This window comes from Nocardia sp. NPDC058114 (assembly GCF_042884695.1).
Lineage (GTDB): Bacteria > Actinomycetota > Actinomycetes > Mycobacteriales > Mycobacteriaceae > Nocardia.
Map to the genome: position 1 here is coordinate 568,290 of NZ_JBHVTK010000004.1, position 15,237 is coordinate 583,526.

The 15,237-nt window shown below is 67.3% G+C and carries 15 protein-coding genes; 8 read left to right on the forward strand and 7 right to left on the reverse strand.

The genetic code is table 11. The features are described 5' to 3' along the window. Positions 1-7 precede the first annotated feature (7 nt). Together ACFVVI_RS18680 and ACFVVI_RS18685 are read right to left on the reverse strand one after the other, a co-directional pair. The gene (locus ACFVVI_RS18680; RefSeq protein WP_378989256.1) at positions 8-985 is read right to left on the reverse strand and encodes a carbohydrate ABC transporter permease; all 978 of its coding nucleotides are present in this window, start codon (positions 983-985) and stop codon (positions 8-10) included. A 45-nt stretch (positions 986-1,030) separates the two neighbouring features. Then, positions 1,031-2,308 (reverse strand): ABC transporter substrate-binding protein, encoded by a 1,278-nt coding sequence (locus ACFVVI_RS18685; protein ID WP_056823877.1) that lies wholly within the window; start codon positions 2,306-2,308, stop codon positions 1,031-1,033. 271 nt (positions 2,309-2,579) lie between these two features. On the opposite strand from ACFVVI_RS18685, the gene ACFVVI_RS18690 reads away from it, so the two are divergent. Both ACFVVI_RS18690 and ACFVVI_RS18695 read left to right on the forward strand, forming a co-directional pair. Next, positions 2,580-3,380 carry a DUF2786 domain-containing protein gene (locus ACFVVI_RS18690; protein WP_379314161.1) on the forward strand — a complete coding sequence of 267 codons (801 nt, stop codon included), beginning with the start codon at positions 2,580-2,582 and terminating at the stop codon, positions 3,378-3,380. An 84-nt stretch (positions 3,381-3,464) separates the two neighbouring features. Then, positions 3,465-3,995, forward strand: a complete 531-nt coding sequence (locus ACFVVI_RS18695) for a TIGR04338 family metallohydrolase (RefSeq protein WP_387446098.1) — start codon at positions 3,465-3,467, stop codon at positions 3,993-3,995. Positions 3,996-4,007: 12 nt separating this feature from the next. Here the strand turns inward: ACFVVI_RS18695 and ACFVVI_RS18700 are convergent, their stop codons facing one another. Together ACFVVI_RS18700 and ACFVVI_RS18705 are read right to left on the reverse strand one after the other, a co-directional pair. Next, positions 4,008-4,973: an o-succinylbenzoate synthase gene (locus tag ACFVVI_RS18700; protein WP_387446099.1), complete on the reverse strand. Its 966-nt coding sequence runs from the start codon at positions 4,971-4,973 to the stop codon at positions 4,008-4,010. 73 nt (positions 4,974-5,046) lie between these two features. Beyond that, on the reverse strand, positions 5,047-6,216 hold the full coding sequence (locus tag ACFVVI_RS18705) for a thiolase family protein (protein ID WP_387446100.1): 1,170 nt from the start codon (positions 6,214-6,216) through the stop codon (positions 5,047-5,049). Between the two features lie 84 nt (positions 6,217-6,300). Here ACFVVI_RS18705 and ACFVVI_RS18710 point away from each other — a divergent pair, with 84 nt between their 5' ends. Continuing rightward, positions 6,301-6,831, forward strand: coding sequence for a winged helix-turn-helix transcriptional regulator (locus tag ACFVVI_RS18710; RefSeq protein WP_378989252.1), 531 nt, complete (start codon positions 6,301-6,303; stop codon positions 6,829-6,831). Here ACFVVI_RS18710 and ACFVVI_RS18715 read toward each other — a convergent pair. Together ACFVVI_RS18715 and ACFVVI_RS18720 are read right to left on the reverse strand one after the other, a co-directional pair. Further along, the gene (locus tag ACFVVI_RS18715) at positions 6,828-7,475 is read right to left on the reverse strand and encodes an NADPH-dependent F420 reductase (RefSeq protein WP_378989251.1); all 648 of its coding nucleotides are present in this window, start codon (positions 7,473-7,475) and stop codon (positions 6,828-6,830) included. The two genes, ACFVVI_RS18710 and ACFVVI_RS18715, sit on opposite strands and share 4 nt — an antisense overlap. A gap of 146 nt (positions 7,476-7,621) precedes the next feature. After that, a complete protein-coding gene (locus ACFVVI_RS18720) occupies positions 7,622-8,701 on the reverse strand; it encodes an ABC transporter ATP-binding protein (protein ID WP_379314159.1) in 1,080 nt (359 codons plus the stop codon). 136 nt (positions 8,702-8,837) lie between these two features. Here ACFVVI_RS18720 and ACFVVI_RS18725 point away from each other — a divergent pair, with 136 nt between their 5' ends. From ACFVVI_RS18725 to ACFVVI_RS18745, 5 genes are all read left to right on the forward strand, one after another. Continuing rightward, positions 8,838-9,632, forward strand: coding sequence for an LLM class F420-dependent oxidoreductase (locus tag ACFVVI_RS18725; protein ID WP_387446101.1), 795 nt, complete (start codon positions 8,838-8,840; stop codon positions 9,630-9,632). Between the two features lie 122 nt (positions 9,633-9,754). Then, the gene (locus ACFVVI_RS18730; RefSeq protein ID WP_378989248.1) at positions 9,755-11,536 is read left to right on the forward strand and encodes an ABC transporter substrate-binding protein/permease; all 1,782 of its coding nucleotides are present in this window, start codon (positions 9,755-9,757) and stop codon (positions 11,534-11,536) included. Between the two features lie 76 nt (positions 11,537-11,612). Further along, positions 11,613-12,338 carry an amino acid ABC transporter ATP-binding protein gene (locus ACFVVI_RS18735; RefSeq protein WP_387446102.1) on the forward strand — a complete coding sequence of 242 codons (726 nt, stop codon included), beginning with the start codon at positions 11,613-11,615 and terminating at the stop codon, positions 12,336-12,338. 112 nt (positions 12,339-12,450) lie between these two features. Further along, the gene (locus ACFVVI_RS18740; RefSeq protein WP_378989247.1) at positions 12,451-12,747 is read left to right on the forward strand and encodes a hypothetical protein; all 297 of its coding nucleotides are present in this window, start codon (positions 12,451-12,453) and stop codon (positions 12,745-12,747) included. Between the two features lie 137 nt (positions 12,748-12,884). After that, positions 12,885-13,952, forward strand: coding sequence for an alpha/beta hydrolase (locus ACFVVI_RS18745; protein ID WP_387446103.1), 1,068 nt, complete (start codon positions 12,885-12,887; stop codon positions 13,950-13,952). Positions 13,953-13,956: 4 nt separating this feature from the next. On the opposite strand, the gene ACFVVI_RS18750 is transcribed toward ACFVVI_RS18745, so the two are convergent. After that, positions 13,957-15,195 carry a CHAT domain-containing protein gene (locus ACFVVI_RS18750; protein WP_387446104.1) on the reverse strand — a complete coding sequence of 413 codons (1,239 nt, stop codon included), beginning with the start codon at positions 15,193-15,195 and terminating at the stop codon, positions 13,957-13,959. Positions 15,196-15,237: the final 42 nt, after the last annotated feature.

The following is a 15,237-nucleotide window of genomic DNA, read 5'->3' on the forward strand; positions in this document are numbered from 1 at the left end:
ATGCTCATCAGTTCGCCTTCCGCTGGTCTTCTTGCGTGCGAACAGCGTTGGCGCCCAGCACCTTCACCAGGATGAACGCGATCGCGAAGACAAGCAGGAAGGTGATCACCGACAGTGCCGCGGCGCTGTTGGGCCCTTGGCGCACCTGCTCGACCACCAGGATCGACAGCGTGTTCGTCGCCGGGTTGCCCAGCGTCATGATCGCGGGCAGGTCGTAGATGCGCAGCGTGTCCATGGTGCGGAACAGGACCGCGACCAGCAGCGCGGGCTTGAGCAACGGCAGCGTGATGTGGACGAACCGCTGCCAGGCAGTCGCGCCGTCGACTTTGGCCGCCTCGTACACGTCGGCCGGAATCACTTGCAGCCCAGCCAGAATCAGCAGGGCCATGAACGGCGTCGTCTTCCACACATCGGCCGCGATCACCGCGAACCGCGACGCCCACATGTCCGAGGTCCACAGGATGTGCGTGCCGAGCACCCGGTTCACCACGCCGTCGTACTGGAACATGAACTCCCACAGTCGCGCTGTGACCGCGGTGGGAATCGCCCACGGGATCAGCACGGCGGCGCGCAACAGCGCCCGGCCGCGGAAGGTCTTGCCCATCACCATGGCCATGCCGAGCCCGAGCAGGGCCTCGATCGACACCATCACCACGGTGAAGAACAGGGTGATCCCGACCGCCGACCAGAACTGCGAGCCGAGCGTGCCGGTGGGGCACGACACCGTGCCGTTCAGCGACCCACACTGCTGCAGCAGCCAATGCGTGTAGTTGCTGAATCCGGCGCTGCCGCCCTCGACGAACATCCCGGTGGCCGGGTCGATGCCGGAGTCCTTCGAGAAGGACATCCAGATCGCCTCGACCACCGGATATCCGATGACCACGGCCAGCGCGACAAGCACGGGCGCGACGAACAGCCACGCCTTGCCGGATTGTCGCAGTTGCAGCGCTAGCCCGCGCTGCTTGGCTCCCGAAGGATCCGACACCGTTACTACTCTCCTACGGTCTGGTCGGGTCCGCTGCGCGTACCGCTACGAACCGGCGGTCTCGATGCCCTTTTGCATGCCGGCGACCGCGTCGTCGACGGACTTCGTGCCGTTGAGGGCAGCATAGGCGTTGTCCTGGATGGCCTTCGACACCGCGGGATAGAACGGGGTCACCGGACGCGGCACGGCGCTGGCGATGGATTCCTTCAGCGTGGGCAGGTACGGCATCTTCGCGATCAGGGCCGGGTCGTCGTAGAGCGAGGAGCGCACCGAGGGCAGCGAGCCCGAGGCGATGATCTGCTGCGCCTCTTCGCTGATCAGGTAGCGAACGAAGTCGGCGGCGGTGGCCTTGTTCTTGGAGAACGCGCTGATCGCGGCGTTGTAGCCGCCGAGGGTGGAGGCGCCGACGCCGGTGTTGCCCGGCAGCGGGGCGACGCCGAACTTGTCCTTCACCGCGGAGCCCTCGGCGGAGGCCTGGGCGAAGAGGTAGGGCCAGTTGCGCAGGAACAGCAGCTTGCCCGACTCGAACGCGCTGGCGCTCTCGCCTTCCTTGAAGGTGATGGCTTCCTTGGGGATGTCACCGTTCTTGTAGGCGTCGACGAGGACCTTCAGGCCCGCCTTCGACTCCGGGCTGTTCACGGTGGGGGTCTTGCCGTCGGCGCCGACGAAGCTGCCGCCGAAGGCGTTGATGACCTCGGAGGTGTTCACGGTCAGGCCCTCGTAGGGGGCGAGTTGACCGGCGTAGCAGCCGATGTTGTTGTCGCGGGCCACCTGGCACTGGCCGAGCATCTCGGTCCAGGTCTTGGGCGGGTTGGGCACCAGGTCCTTGCGGTAGTACAGCAGACCGCCGTTGGTGTTCTTCGGCGCCGCGTACAGCTTGCCGTTGTAGGTGGCGCTGGCCACGGTCGGCGCGAGCAGCGGCGCGGTGTCGATCGCGAAGCTGTCCTCGAGCGGCTGGATCCAGCCCTTGGCCGCGAATTCGGCGGTGTTCGGCACGTCGAGGGCGACCACGTCGTAGCCGTCCTGCTTGGCGCGGAAGTGCTCGGCTAGGTCGTCGTGCTGCTGGGTGCCGTCGGCCGACTGCTCCTTGAACGTCACCTGCTCGTTCGGGTGCGCGGCGTTCCAGCGGTCGATGAGCTGCTTGACCACACCGGTTTCGGTGGTGTCCTTGCCCTCGACGTAGGTGATCGGGCCGCGGCCCGTCAGGTTCTGGTCGAGTGCGTTGCCCCCGTCGTCACTGGAACAACCGCTGGCGAACGTCGCGGTGAGCAACGCGATCGAGGCAGCAGCCATCGTCGCTCTGGGGACAAACTTCAAGGCCATCGCAGACACTCCAGGGTCAAGACGTGAGCAGCAGCACACCGTGCGGTGCAACAGGCAACATACAGGATTCTCGGCGGCGCGGGCGCCGCGTGTTCTCGGCCTGGGAGGCCTCGATCTTCCCTTCCTACGGGCACTCCGTCGTCGCACCCTTCGGTCGGTCCGGATCGAGGCTGCCGAGAACGGGCACAGACTTGCACAGTTTTTCTGTCAGTGTGGTGGCTTAGGGTCATTGCTTGTGACAAGTCCCTCGCCGGCCGCTACGCCCGATCGGATGCTCACCCGCATCGGCGGTTTGCTGCGCAAGGCCGAGTCCACTGACAACGCGCACGAGGCCGAGGCCTTCCTCGCCGCGGCGCAGCGACTGGCGACGAAATCCTCGATCGATCTCGCGGTGGCGCGCTCACATGTGGCCTCGCGCGAGCGCAGGTCGGCGCCGGTGCAGCGGATCATCCCGATCGGCGAACCGGGCCGAAAAGGTCTGCGTACCTACGTCCAGCTGTTCGTGGCGATCGCTACGGCCAACGACGTTCGCTGCGATGTCGCCCGTACTTCCGCCCAGGTCTACGCCTACGGTTTCGCCGCCGACATCGACACCTGCGAAGCGCTCTACGCGAGTCTGCTCATCCAGATGGTCCGCGCGTCGGACCACTACATCAAATCCGGCGCCTACCGCGAGGCGACAGTGGTCAAGGTCGTCACCGAGAAGCGTCTCGGCCGTTCTGTCCGCCGCAAGGTGGAGGCACCGGTCGCGGGAGTCACCGCGCGGCTGAACTTCCAGATGGCCTTCGCCGCCCGCATCGGTGCGCGGTTGGCCGAGGTGAAAGCCGAAGTCGTCGCCGAGGAATCGGTGGTCGAATCGACGGGGACCGCCCTGGCATTGCGGGACAAAGAAGTAGCCCTCACGGACTTCTACACGGCCACCTCCGAGGCGCGCGGAACCTGGCGTGGGCCGCAGACCTCCACCGGGCACTCCGCCGCGGCTCGTCGCGCGGGCGACCGAGCGGGCCGTACCGCCCGCCTCGGCACCTCACCGGAACTGCCTGCCGCACGCGGAAAGCTGTCGGGCCGATGAGATCGACCGGGCTGTCGGCATTCCGCCGGACCGTCGGCGGCCCGCTCGGCGGTGCGTTCCCGATGGGGAGCGGCGGGCAGGGCTGTGGCGCCGGGTAGTTCGCCACGGCCGCAGCGCGACAGCCAGCGTGCCAAGGTCTATGACGGTGAGCAGTTGGTGCGTGGGGTATTCGATCGTGCCGACGAGTTCGGCCACCGGACGGTCGAGGTCTACGGCTCGCAACTGACGTTGCCGGTGGAGCGCCGCTTCGCCTCCGTGGAGTCGGTACAGAGCTATGCGGACAAGGTGCTGGCACTGAATTGGGTTCGTGCGCAATGGGAGCGAGCCACAGTATCGATCAGGGTCCGGGCCCGGGGTGGTGCCGCGGCTGCTCACTACGAGCCGGAGAGCGCCGTCCTCGCCGTCCCGCTGCACACCGGCTCTACCGCGTGGGCGCTTCGCGAACTGGTGGTCCTGCATGAACTCGCCCACCACCTGGCACCCGATTCGGCGCAGGCGCCACACGGACCCGAATTCTGTAGCCGCTATATCGAATTGGTGGACGGTGTGATCGGCCCGGAGGCCGCATTGCTGATCCGGGCCACTTTCGCCGGATGCGGTGTTCGGTTCGGCTAGGGATTTGCTCGCTCAGCGGTCTTCGAGCAAGGCGCTGACTCGCTCGTAGCGTCGCAGCCACCAGTCGGCACGGTCTGGATCGGGGTGTCGGTATTTGTCCAGCAATGTGGGGTCGGGCTCCGGTGGCGAGGCCGGGACCGGCAACCATCCGTCGACCGGCAGCAACGACGCTGTGACGAGATCACCGTCGAACAGTGCGAGAGTGCCCAATCCACAGGCGAATTCGAGCTCGGGCAGCGCGCCCGCCAACGCCAGCTGCGCCGACAGGCCGACGCTGGTCTCGAGCGCCGACGAGACGACGGTCGGCAGCCCGGCCGCCCCGGCGACCGCCAATGCCCGCCGGACCCCACCCAGCGGCGTGCACTTGAGTACCGCCACGTCAGCGGCGCCGGCCACCGCCACCCGCATCGGGTCCTCGGCCCGGCGAATCGACTCGTCGGCCGCGATCGGCACCGAAACCCGCCGACGCACCTCGGCCAATTCCGCCACGGTCCGGCACGGCTGTTCTACGTATTCCAAACCCCCGGCGGCTTTGTCGATCTCTCCGATATGGCGGACGGCGGTTTCCACGTCCCACACCGCGTTCGCGTCGATCCGAACGGCCCCGGATTCCCCGATCGCTTCGCGTACCGCGGCCACCCGAGCCACATCCTCGCTCAGCGAGTCGGGGTGATCCGCCACTTTCACTTTCGCGGTCGCGCAACCGGATTCCCGAACAATTCGGCGGGCTCGGGTGGGATCCACCGCGGGCACAGTGCAATTCACCGGAATCCGATCACGCACCGGGGCCGGCCACCCCACTGTCACCTGTTCGACGGCGGTAGCCAACCACCCGGCCGCTTCGCGATCGTCGTATTCGGGAAACGGGCAGAACTCGCCCCACCCCAATTCGCCCCGGATCAACATCCCCTCGCGCACAGTGATCCCCCGAAACCGTGTCCGCAACGGAATCGCATAGACAAACAGTTCGGTGCTCACCCGACCGATCGTAGATCTCGCTACGCGGGTCGAGACGAACGGCGGCGCTCACGGTGAGCGCCGCCGTCCGGTGTCACAGGCGTTCGATGATGGTGGCGTTGGCCAGGCCACCCGCTTCGCACATGGTCTGCAGCCCATAGCGCGCTCCACGCTGCTGCATCGTGTGGACCAGCGTGGTCATCAACCGCGCCCCGGAAGCGCCCAGCGGATGCCCGAGCGCGATCGCCCCACCGTGCACGTTGACCCGGCTCATGTCCACCCCGGTCTCTTTCGCCCACGCCAGCACAACCGGCGAGAATGCCTCGTTGATCTCGAACAGGTCGATGTCGCCGATGTCCAGACCAGCCCGGCGCAGCACCTTCTCGGTGGCCGGAATGACCGCGGTGAGCATCAGCAACGGGTCGTCGCCCGCGACCGAGAAGCTGTGCAGGCGGGCCAGCGGCCGCAGGCCGAGCTGCTCGGCGCGTTCGCCGGACATGATCAGAACGGCGGAACTCCCGTCGCTGACCTGGCTGGCGGAGGCGGCGGTGATCTCCCAGCCGATCTGCGGGAACCGCGTCGCCATCGCGGGGTCGTAGTAGGCGGGCTTCAGTTTCGCGAGGGTGTCGATGGTGCTGCCGACCCGGATTCCCTCATCCGTGGTCAGCCCGTTGATCGGTGCGAGTTCCGCGGTGAAGAGTCCGTCTTTGGTTGCCCGAGCGGCCTTTTCATGACTGCCGAGAGCGAATTCGTCGAGCTGGGTTCGCGTCAGACCCCATTTCGCCGCGATGAGTTCGGCGCTGATTCCCTGTGGGACGAGGTCCTCGGGATAACGCTGCGAGAAGGCGATGCCCGACAGGTCGGTGGCGCCGACCAGGTTGGCGCCCATGGGAACTCGCCCCATCGATTCCACGCCGGCGGCGACCACGATGTCGTACGCGCCCGCGATAACCCCCTGTGCGGCAAAGTGAATCGCCTGCTGACTGCTGCCGCACTGCCGGTCCACTGTCGTGGCGGGCACGGATTCCGGATATCCGGCGGCCAGCGCGGCCCGCCGGGTCATATTCGATCCCTGCTCCCCGACCTGGGTGACGATGCCGCCGATCACATCGTCGATGAGCGCCGGATCGATCCCGCTGCGCTCGACCACCGCCCGCAGGCTGTGGGCCAGCAGATCGACCGGATGAACGTCGTGAAGTGCGCCGTTCGGCTTGCCCCGCCCGATCGGGGTGCGTACCGCTTCGACGATGACCGCGTCTCGCATGGAAGTCCTCTTTCGCCAACGCTGGCTCTATCTGACAATAGCCAGCTTAGATCCTAACTATCATCGACTCAAGTCAGATTGGCTATGATGTCTCTCATGGCAGCCGTGATGGAAGGACCCCTGGCCGATCTCAGTAAATGGGAAACGGCGGGCTGTTCGATCGCCAGAGCCATGGACCTCATCGGCACCCGCTCCGCGATGCTCATCCTGCGCGAGGCCTACTACGGCACCCGCCGCTTCGACGGCTTCGCCCACCGAGTGGGCATCACCGACGCCGCCGCGGCGGCCCAACTCCGCAAACTCACCGCCGCCGGCCTCCTGGAAAAACGCCCCTACCAGGAGGAAGGCAAGCGCACCCGGCACGAATACGCCCTCACCCAGATGGGCCGGGACCTGCTCCCCGCGGTCGTGGCCCTCTGGCAATGGGGCGACGCCTACCTCCAGCCGGGCCCGCCACCCCTGCTGCGGGTAGACGCGGAAACCGGCGAACCGGTCCGCGTCGACCTGCGCACCTCCGACGGCACCGAGATCCCCCTGGAACGCCTGGCGGTCCGAGTCAACGAGGACTACCTCCGCGACCGCGCCGAACGCCGAAGGAAGAACCCGGACAGCTAGGCGCTGAACACGCCGATCGTCACGTCCTCCGTGCCGAGGGCCTGGAACAAGCTGACCCACAGCAGGACGACCGGCTCGGTGCTGCGGGCCGTGTTGAGCGCGCCGAGGTCGATCAGCTGTTCGTCGGCCCAGCCGAAGGAGTTCAGCAGCCGCGCCACCTGCGACTTGGCATCGGCGTCGTCACCGCTGAGAAAGATGGTGTGCTGTCCGGGAATTCGGGCCGGGTCGACCATCACCTGGTTGTTGGTGGTGTTGAGCGTCTTCACCACGCGGGTGGCCGGAAAGGCCCGCTGGATTTCCTCGGCGACGCTGCCCGCCTCGGGGACAACGAGTTTCGGCGGAAAGCCCTGCGAGAAGTCGAGTGCGTTGGAGACGTCGACGATGATCTTGTCCGCGAGATTGTCCGACCCGGCCGCGGTGAGCGCCGCTACCGATACCGTGCCCGATGTCGCATTCACGATCAGTTCGGCCGCTGCCGCCGCCTCGGCGAAAGTGCCGTGCGCCCCGCCGGTTTCGGCTGCCCACGCGGTGGCGTCGGCATTGTCGGCGGTCCGCGACCCCATCGTCACCGTGTGCCCGACCTCGACCAGCTTGCTCGCCAGCCGTCGACCGACCTGGCCGGTGCCGAGTACTGCTATGCGCATGTCACTACCCCATGTCGACAAACCCGCCCGGCGATCACCGGGTCCGAGCATCAGCATAGGGCCGCACCGGAATCGAGCCGAGCATCTACGCGCACAGCGCAATCGTGCGCGGGCGACTCGAGTCACGAGCCGCCCGCGCATCCGAATCAGCGCAGGCGCTTGCCGTCCACGCTGAAGAAGTACACGTGTTCGGGGTCGGTGGTCAGGCAGAGGCGATCGCCCTTGGACGGCGGGTTGCGCCAATCCACGCGCGCCACAATCGTTTCCCCGGTCTGCCCGCCGGCGCCCGCCGAGAGGGCGCGACCGTAGACGTAGGCGTCGGAGCCCAGCTCCTCCACGACGTCGACCTCCAATTCGAGGCCGCCGTCGCCGACCTCGAGATGTTCGGGGCGGATGCCGAGGACCACGGAGCCCTCTCCCGCGTCGGCCACCGCGCGCGGCACCCGTACCGGGTAGCCACCGATGGTGACGGCCCCGTCGGTGACGGGGAGGGTGAACAGGTTCATCGCGGGCGAACCCATGAACCCGGCGACGAACATGTTCGCCGGATCGCGGTAGAGGTCGCGCGGCGAGGCGCACTGCTGGAGCAGGCCGTCCTTGAGGACCGCCACCCGGTCGCCCATCGTCATCGCCTCGACCTGGTCGTGCGTGACGTAGACGGTGGTGGTGCCGAGCCGGCGCTGCAACTGGGCGATCTGGGTCCGGGTCTGCACGCGCAGCTTCGCGTCGAGGTTCGACAGCGGCTCGTCCATCAGGAACACCCGCGGCTGCCGCACGATCGCGCGCCCCATCGCCACGCGCTGCCGCTGTCCGCCCGAGAGCGCCTTCGGCTTACGGTCGAGGTACTGCTCGAGGTCGAGGAGCTTGGCTGCCTCGAGCACCCGCTCGTCGCGCTCGGCCTTGGACACCTTGGCCAGCTTCAGCGCGAAGCCCATGTTCTCCGCGACCGACATGTGTGGGTAGAGCGCGTAGTTCTGGAACACCATCGCGATATCGCGATCCTTGGGTTCGGCGTTGGTCACGTCTTTGTCGCCGATCCGGATGCACCCGGCGTTGACCTCTTCGAGGCCGGCCAGCATGCGCAGCGAAGTCGATTTGCCACACCCGGAGGGTCCGACGAGTACGAGGAATTCGCCGTCGGCGATCTCCAGGTCGAGTGCGTCGACCGCGGGTTTGGTGGCACCGGCGTAGAGCCGGGTAGCGCGGTCGAAAGTGACGGTAGCCATGCGTAGATCAACATCCCATCCCGGCAGGAACGTGCCGGACGATCCGAGTAGTGGGTCGCTGGGATCGTAGCGGCCCACAACGGTGCCGGGTAGCCTCGGTCGCGGTGCCAACCCGAGCCATCGAGGAGCCAGCGAGATGAGTCGTCCGGTCCGTATCGGAGTCCAGCTTCAACCGCAGCACGCGCCTGATTACGGGCTCATTCGCGATGCCGTGTTGCGGGCCGAGGACGCCGGAGTCGACATTGTCTTCAACTGGGATCACTTCTTCCCGCTCACCGGCGACCCGGCGGGCGCGCATTTCGAATGCTGGACGATGCTCGGCGCGTGGGCGGAGCAGACCGAGCGGGTCGAGCTCGGCGCGCTGGTCACCGGCGGCGGCTACCGTAATCCCGACCTGCTCGCGGATATGGCGCGCACGGTGGACAACATCAGCGGCGGCAGGCTGATCCTCGGCATCGGCGCGGGCTGGTTCGAGCGTGACTACGACGAGTACGGCTACGAGTTCGGTACGCCGGGCAGCAGGCTGACCTTGTTGAAGGAGAGCATGGCGCGCATCACCGCCAGGCTCGGGAAGCTGAACCCGCCGCCGGTCCGCGACATCCCGATCCTGATCGGCGGCGGTGGTGAGCGCAAGACGCTGCGCCTGGTCGCCGAGTACGCCGACATCTGGCACTCCTTCGCCGACGTGGCGACTCTCGGCCACAAGAACAAAGTGCTGGCCGAGCACGCGGCCGTCGTCGGTACCGACGAGTCGCGGATCGAGCGTTCGGTGCAGTGGCAGGGTCGCGACGAGGCGAAGGCGCTGCACGATGCGGGCGTCACCCTGTTCACCGTGGGTGTTTCCGGCCCCGGCTACGACCTCACCGAAGTCCGGCGCGCCATCGAATGGCGTGACGAGACGAACCCGGCCGTCCTGGAGGGCCTCGCGTAGTTTCGATCACGCTGCGGCGAACCCGCTTCCGGGCCTCGACCGGCTGTCGCCGTGGATCGACACCGTGAGCCGCAGCGCTGCGTAACCTTCGCTGTGCAAGGTTGCGGCTAGGGTCTATCGGCATGGCAGGTGTACGAACTCGGGCGCGGATCGCTGCCCTCTTGCTCCTCGTCGGCGTCGCGGCGACCGGTTGCGGCGGCTCCGAGAGCAGCTCCGCGCGTGACCTCTGTTCGCCGCCGGGACCGAGCGCCGCCGCTGCCGCGCCGACCAATCTGGCCGCGGGCGAAACCGCGGGCGCCGATCGCTACACCACCGCGACAACGGCGCCGGTCGACTCGATCGACACCACGAAGCTCGGCCTGCTCAACCCGGGCACCCTGAGCGTCGGCACCCTGTCCGACGCGCCGCCCAGCATCTGTGTCAACAGCGAGGGCGCCTTCACCGGCTTCGACAACGAACTCCTGACCGCGATCGGCGCGAAACTCGGTCTGCGCGTCGAGTTCTCCGGCACCGAGTTCGCGGGCCTGCTCGCCCAGGTATCGGGCAAGCGTTTCGATGTCGGCTCGTCCAACATCACCACCACCGATGCCCGCCGCGAACTGGTCGGCTTCACCAACGGTTACGACTTCGGCTACTTCTCCCTGGTCGTTCCGCAGGGCAGCGCGGTGAAAGGCTTCGGTGACCTGAACCAGAGCTCGCGCATCGCCGTGGTGCAGGGGACCGTGCAGGACGAGTTCGTGGTGAACCAGCTGAAGCTGGATCCGGTGAAGTTCCCCGACTACAACACCGCCTACGCGAATCTGAAGTCCGGCCAGGTCGACGCCTGGGTCGCACCGTCGGCGCAGGCCGAGGGCGCGATCAAACCGGGCGACGGAATCGTGGTCTCGCAGAACACCTTCAGCCTCGACAACTTCGTCGGCTACGCGGTGGCCAAGAACAACCAGCCGCTGATCGACGCGCTCAACTCCGGCTTGGACGCGGTGATCGCGGACGGCACCTATGCCCGTCTGTACGCCGATTGGGTGCCCCGTGAACTCCCGCCGGGGTGGAAGCCGGGCTCCAAAGCGGCTCCCACACCCCAGCTTCCGGACTTCAAAGCGCTCGCGGCCGAGAACCAGCCGGGCGAGACCGAACAGGTCGCGCAGAAGTCGACGCTGCAACAGTTGAAGGACACGTTCTTCGACTGGTCGTTGTACCGCAAGGCTTTTCCCGATCTGATCAAGACCGGTCTGCCGAATACCCTGATCCTGGCCTTGGTCTCGGGTGTCCTCGGCACCGCGATCGGCATGTTGCTCGCGGTGATGGGCATTTCCCGCACCCGCTGGTTGCGCTGGCCCGCCCGCGTCTACACCGACATCTTCCGTGGCCTGCCCGCCGTGGTGATCATCCTGCTCATCGGTCTCGGCATCGGCCCGGTGGTCCGCAATATCACCGGCGGCAACCCGTACTGGCTCGGCGCGGTGGCGCTGGCGCTGCTCTCGTCGGCCTATATCGGCGAGATCTTCCGCTCCGGTATCCAGTCGGTGGAGCCCGGTCAGCTCGAAGCCGCGCGCGCGATCGGCTTCGGGTACCGCCAGTCGATGACGCTGGTGGTGATCCCGCAGGGTGTGCGCCGGGTGCTGCCCGCGCTGATGAACCAGTTCATCGCGCTGATCAAGGACTCGTCGCTGATCTATTTCCTCGGCCTGCTCGCCTCGCAGCGCGAACTGTTCGCCGTCGGCCGCGACCTCAACGCCCAGACCGGCAATCTGTCCCCGCTGGTCGCGGCGGGCCTGATGTATCTGGTGCTCACCATCCCGCTCACCCACCTGGTCAACTACATCGACCAGCGCATGCGCACCGGCAGGCCCACTCCCGCCGACCCGATCGAACAGGCAGTCATCACAGAAGGGCGAGGCGCATGAGCGAGCGTAGCGAGCGGCAGACCAGCACAGCTGCATATGCAGTCATGGCGGAACCGAGCGCCAGCGAGGTGGAGGCATGAGTGCATCGCTGACCGGCACCGGGCTCAATCTGACGCTCGGCAACAACCACATCCTGCGCGGTGTCGACATCCACGTCGAGGCGGGCCACGCCACCACCGTCATCGGCCCGTCCGGCTCGGGCAAGTCGACGCTGCTGCGTGTGCTCAACCGCCTGCACGAACCCGATTCCGGCGATGTGCTGCTCGACGGCAAGTCGGTGCTGAAGGACGACCCCGACAAGCTGCGCCAGCGCATCGGCATGGTCTTCCAGCAGTTCAACCTGTTCCCCCACAAGACCGTCGCCGACAACATCGTGCTCGGCCCCCGCAAACTGCGCGGCCTGTCCGCCGACGAGGCCCGCGCGCTGGCGATCGAACAGCTCGAGATCGTCGGCCTGGCCGACAAGGCCGACGCCCGGCCCGCTTCGCTGTCGGGCGGCCAGCAGCAGCGCGTCGCCATCGCCCGCGCGCTGGCCATGAAACCGGAGCTGATGTTCTTCGACGAGGCCACCTCGGCGCTGGACCCCGAGCTGGTGAAGGGCGTGCTGGCGCTGATGGCCGACCTCGCCTCGGGCGGCATGTCGATGATCGTGGTGACCCACGAGATGGGGTTCGCCCGCGAGGTCTCCGACAGCGTCGTGTTCATGGATCAGGGCGTCGTCGTGGAGACCGGCACCCCCGACGCCCTGTTCGACGACGCCAAGACCCCACGCCTGCGCCGCTTCCTCGATCAGGTCCTCTGACCAGGTAAGGGGCCTCGCAGCAACGCATGCGCAACTGCTAATGTCGGAAGTGCTTGGAGCTCCATTCGATCAGTACCGGACCGCGTTCCGGGAAACCGGAAAGAGAGAGCCGATGACCACCACGCACGCCGAACACCCGCAGCACACCCATGTCCACGGCCCCACTTGCGGCCACGTCGCCGTTCCGCACGAGGACCACGTCGACTACGTCCATGACGGGCACCTGCACCGCGAACACGACGGCCACTTCGACGAGTGCGAGACCACAGCACACGTCGAGCACACCGCCCACACCCACGAACACGGCCCCGGTTGTGGTCATGTCGCCGTCCCGCACGGCGACCACGTCGACTACATCCACGACGGCCACCGCCACGCCGCCCACGCGGACCATTACGACGATCACTGACCACCGGGCCGACCCCGCCCCGGCGGGGTCGGCTGCCCGTATTACCTCTGGCTCGACGATCGATCGGTTCCCCGGATAATGTCTGTGCCTGCGGCCTGCGTCATGCCTGCCGATTCACGGATGGGGATTCTCGGTAGATGGGCAGAACAATCAGGCGCACAATGGCTTTCGGTGTCGTCGGCAGCGTGCTGGCCGCGTGCGCGGCCACCTTCGGCGCGGGCAACGGCCTGGCCGACGGGCGCGATCCGATCGTCGAAGCCAAGAAGCTCCTCGCGACCCCGACCACCGCGAACGGCTCGAACATCATCTCGAGCAGGGTCGATGATCGAAATCTGACCATGCTGGTCTTCTCCGCCGCGATGAACAAGGGCATCACCGTGAAGGTGCAGCGTCCGAAAGACGCCTCTGTGCCGCGCCCGGCGCTCTACCTCCTCAACGGCGCCGGGGGCGGCGAGGACCGCGCGACCTGGTGGCAGAACACCGATGTCGGCGATTTCCTCGCCACCAAGGACGTCAACGTGGTGATGCCGATCGGCGGCGCCTGGGCGTACTACACCGACTGGCAGCAAGACGACCCCGCGCTCGGCCGTAACAAATGGCGCACCTTCCTCCTCGACGAACTCCCGCCGCTGGTCGACGCGGCACTGGGCACCAACGGCGTCAACGCCATCGCCGCCAACTCGATGACCGCGACGGCCGTCCTGCAATTGGCCGAGGCCAAACCGGGTTTCTACCAGTCCGTCGCCGGCTACAGCGGCTGCGCGCAGATCTCGGACCCGATCGGCAAGCAGTTCACCAAGCTGGTCGTGGAGACCTACGGCGGCGGTGACGTCGGCAATATGTACGGTGCCGACGACGACCCGGCCTGGGTCGCCAACGATCCGGTCGTCCACGCCGAGAAGTTGCGCGGCACCAGGCTGTTCGTCTCGGATGCCTCCGGCCTGCCGGGCCCGCACGACCGCATCGACGACCCGTACATGATGAATCCGACGCCGTTCGGCCTGGCCAACCAGCTCGTCGTCGGCGGGATCATCGAGGCCGCGGTCAACTGGTGCACCCGTAACCTCGAGTCCCGGCTGGACGAGTTGGGGATTCCCGCCACCTTCGACCGTCAGGCGAGCGGCACGCACTCCTGGGGCTATTGGCGTGATGCCTTCTATCGGTCGTGGCCGGTGCTGGCCGCGGGTTTGGGACTGCCCGAATAGCCGGTCAGTCGGTGACGGTGGCGAAGGCGGCCCAGAGCAGGGGCGAGTTCTCGGCCGCCGGAGCGTCCCGCCATGCGGACAACTGTGATCGCTGCCAGGTCAGCAGGGTGGGGACGGGTGTGGAGGAATCGTGAGCGGTGTCCACGGCGCAGACCGCGGCTTGCAGCGGGTGGCCCGTGGTGGGGGTGAGAGTGTGGAAGGCATGGTCGGTGGGCAGCGGCCAGCGGGTGGCGGTGACGAGTTCGGCGCCCGCCGAGAGGGCCGCGGTGGTGAGGCCGAGGGCCTCGGTGAAACGCAGATCGCCGCCGCTTTCGCAGGCGATGAGGGCGACGCGGCTCGGCATCGGCCACCGGTCACGTCCGGGGACGGGGGTGGAGTCGAGCGTATGGGTGCCGAGGAGGAGGTCTTTCGCCGAGAGCGGGCGATGGGTGCGGTTCGTCGCCGCGAAGCCCCGGGTGTCGGCGGTGCAGCTGAGGTGGAGCTCGGCGTGTTCGCTGCGTCCCGATTCCGGTGCGGGAGCGGTGACATGGCCGACGTAGACGAGTCGGCTCGCGCCCGCCCGCAGCGCCTCGGACAACCAGTCGCGGTCGGTGTCGGCGCGGCGGAACAGTTCCACCGCGTCGTCGACACGGGGAACCACGCGCTCTCCGTAGCGGCCGAAGTGTTGTGCCACCAGGGTTTCCGCCGACGGCCTGCCGAGTACCGAGCCGAGTTCGGAGTCGGCGCGAAACCCCGGCACGCGCGGATCGAGTACCGCGACCACGGGTAACTCGCGAGTGTCGTTCCAGCGGTGCGCGATTCGATCCGGCGCGTGCACCACCGAGACCGGTGCGAGCAGGCTGATATCGGCGATGTCCAGCAGCCGGATTCCCGCATCGGGGGCGAGGATCTCCCACGGCACCTGCGCCAGCCTGGGTGAAGGCTGGATCCGCAGATGCGGCCGAATCCCCCGCTGCGACAGTTCGTACAGCTGCACGGCGAGCCCATAGGGCAGCAGGGTGCGTGACAAAGCCTGCGCCAGTGCACTTTCCGCGTCGGGATCGACCAGTGCACCCTCGGTCATGACCCGGCGCAGATCGTCGGGTCGCGCGGGGTCGGGTACCGCGTCGGTCAGCAATCGCAGTGTCTCGCGCACGTGGTCTCGGGGCAGTACCGCTACGCCGCGCGCCAACGCGTCGTCGGCCCATCGCCACGACACGTACACGTCACCCGCGTCGGCCAGCCTGATGAAAGCTGTCGGCACACTGCTGAGCTCGGCAGCCGAAGGCGTTCCCGTTGCCGGCTC

Excerpts from the sequence above, each read along its gene's own strand:
- ACFVVI_RS18690 (WP_379314161.1), top strand. The coding sequence starts at position 2,580 with ATGCTCACCCGCATCGGCGGTTTGCTGCGCAAGGCCGAGTCCACTGAC.
- ACFVVI_RS18685 (WP_056823877.1), bottom strand. The coding sequence starts at position 2,308 with ATGGCCTTGAAGTTTGTCCCCAGAGCGACGATGGCTGCTGCCTCGATC.
- ACFVVI_RS18745 (WP_387446103.1), top strand. The coding sequence starts at position 12,885 with ATGGGCAGAACAATCAGGCGCACAATGGCTTTCGGTGTCGTCGGCAGC.
- ACFVVI_RS18740 (WP_378989247.1), top strand. The coding sequence starts at position 12,451 with ATGACCACCACGCACGCCGAACACCCGCAGCACACCCATGTCCACGGC.
- ACFVVI_RS18730 (WP_378989248.1), top strand. The coding sequence starts at position 9,755 with ATGGCAGGTGTACGAACTCGGGCGCGGATCGCTGCCCTCTTGCTCCTC.
- ACFVVI_RS18705 (WP_387446100.1), bottom strand. The coding sequence starts at position 6,216 with ATGCGAGACGCGGTCATCGTCGAAGCGGTACGCACCCCGATCGGGCGG.
- ACFVVI_RS18715 (WP_378989251.1), bottom strand. The coding sequence starts at position 7,475 with ATGCGCATAGCAGTACTCGGCACCGGCCAGGTCGGTCGACGGCTGGCG.
- ACFVVI_RS18725 (WP_387446101.1), top strand. The coding sequence starts at position 8,838 with ATGAGTCGTCCGGTCCGTATCGGAGTCCAGCTTCAACCGCAGCACGCG.
- ACFVVI_RS18720 (WP_379314159.1), bottom strand. The coding sequence starts at position 8,701 with ATGGCTACCGTCACTTTCGACCGCGCTACCCGGCTCTACGCCGGTGCC.
- ACFVVI_RS18735 (WP_387446102.1), top strand. The coding sequence starts at position 11,613 with ATGAGTGCATCGCTGACCGGCACCGGGCTCAATCTGACGCTCGGCAAC.
- ACFVVI_RS18710 (WP_378989252.1), top strand. The coding sequence starts at position 6,301 with ATGATGTCTCTCATGGCAGCCGTGATGGAAGGACCCCTGGCCGATCTC.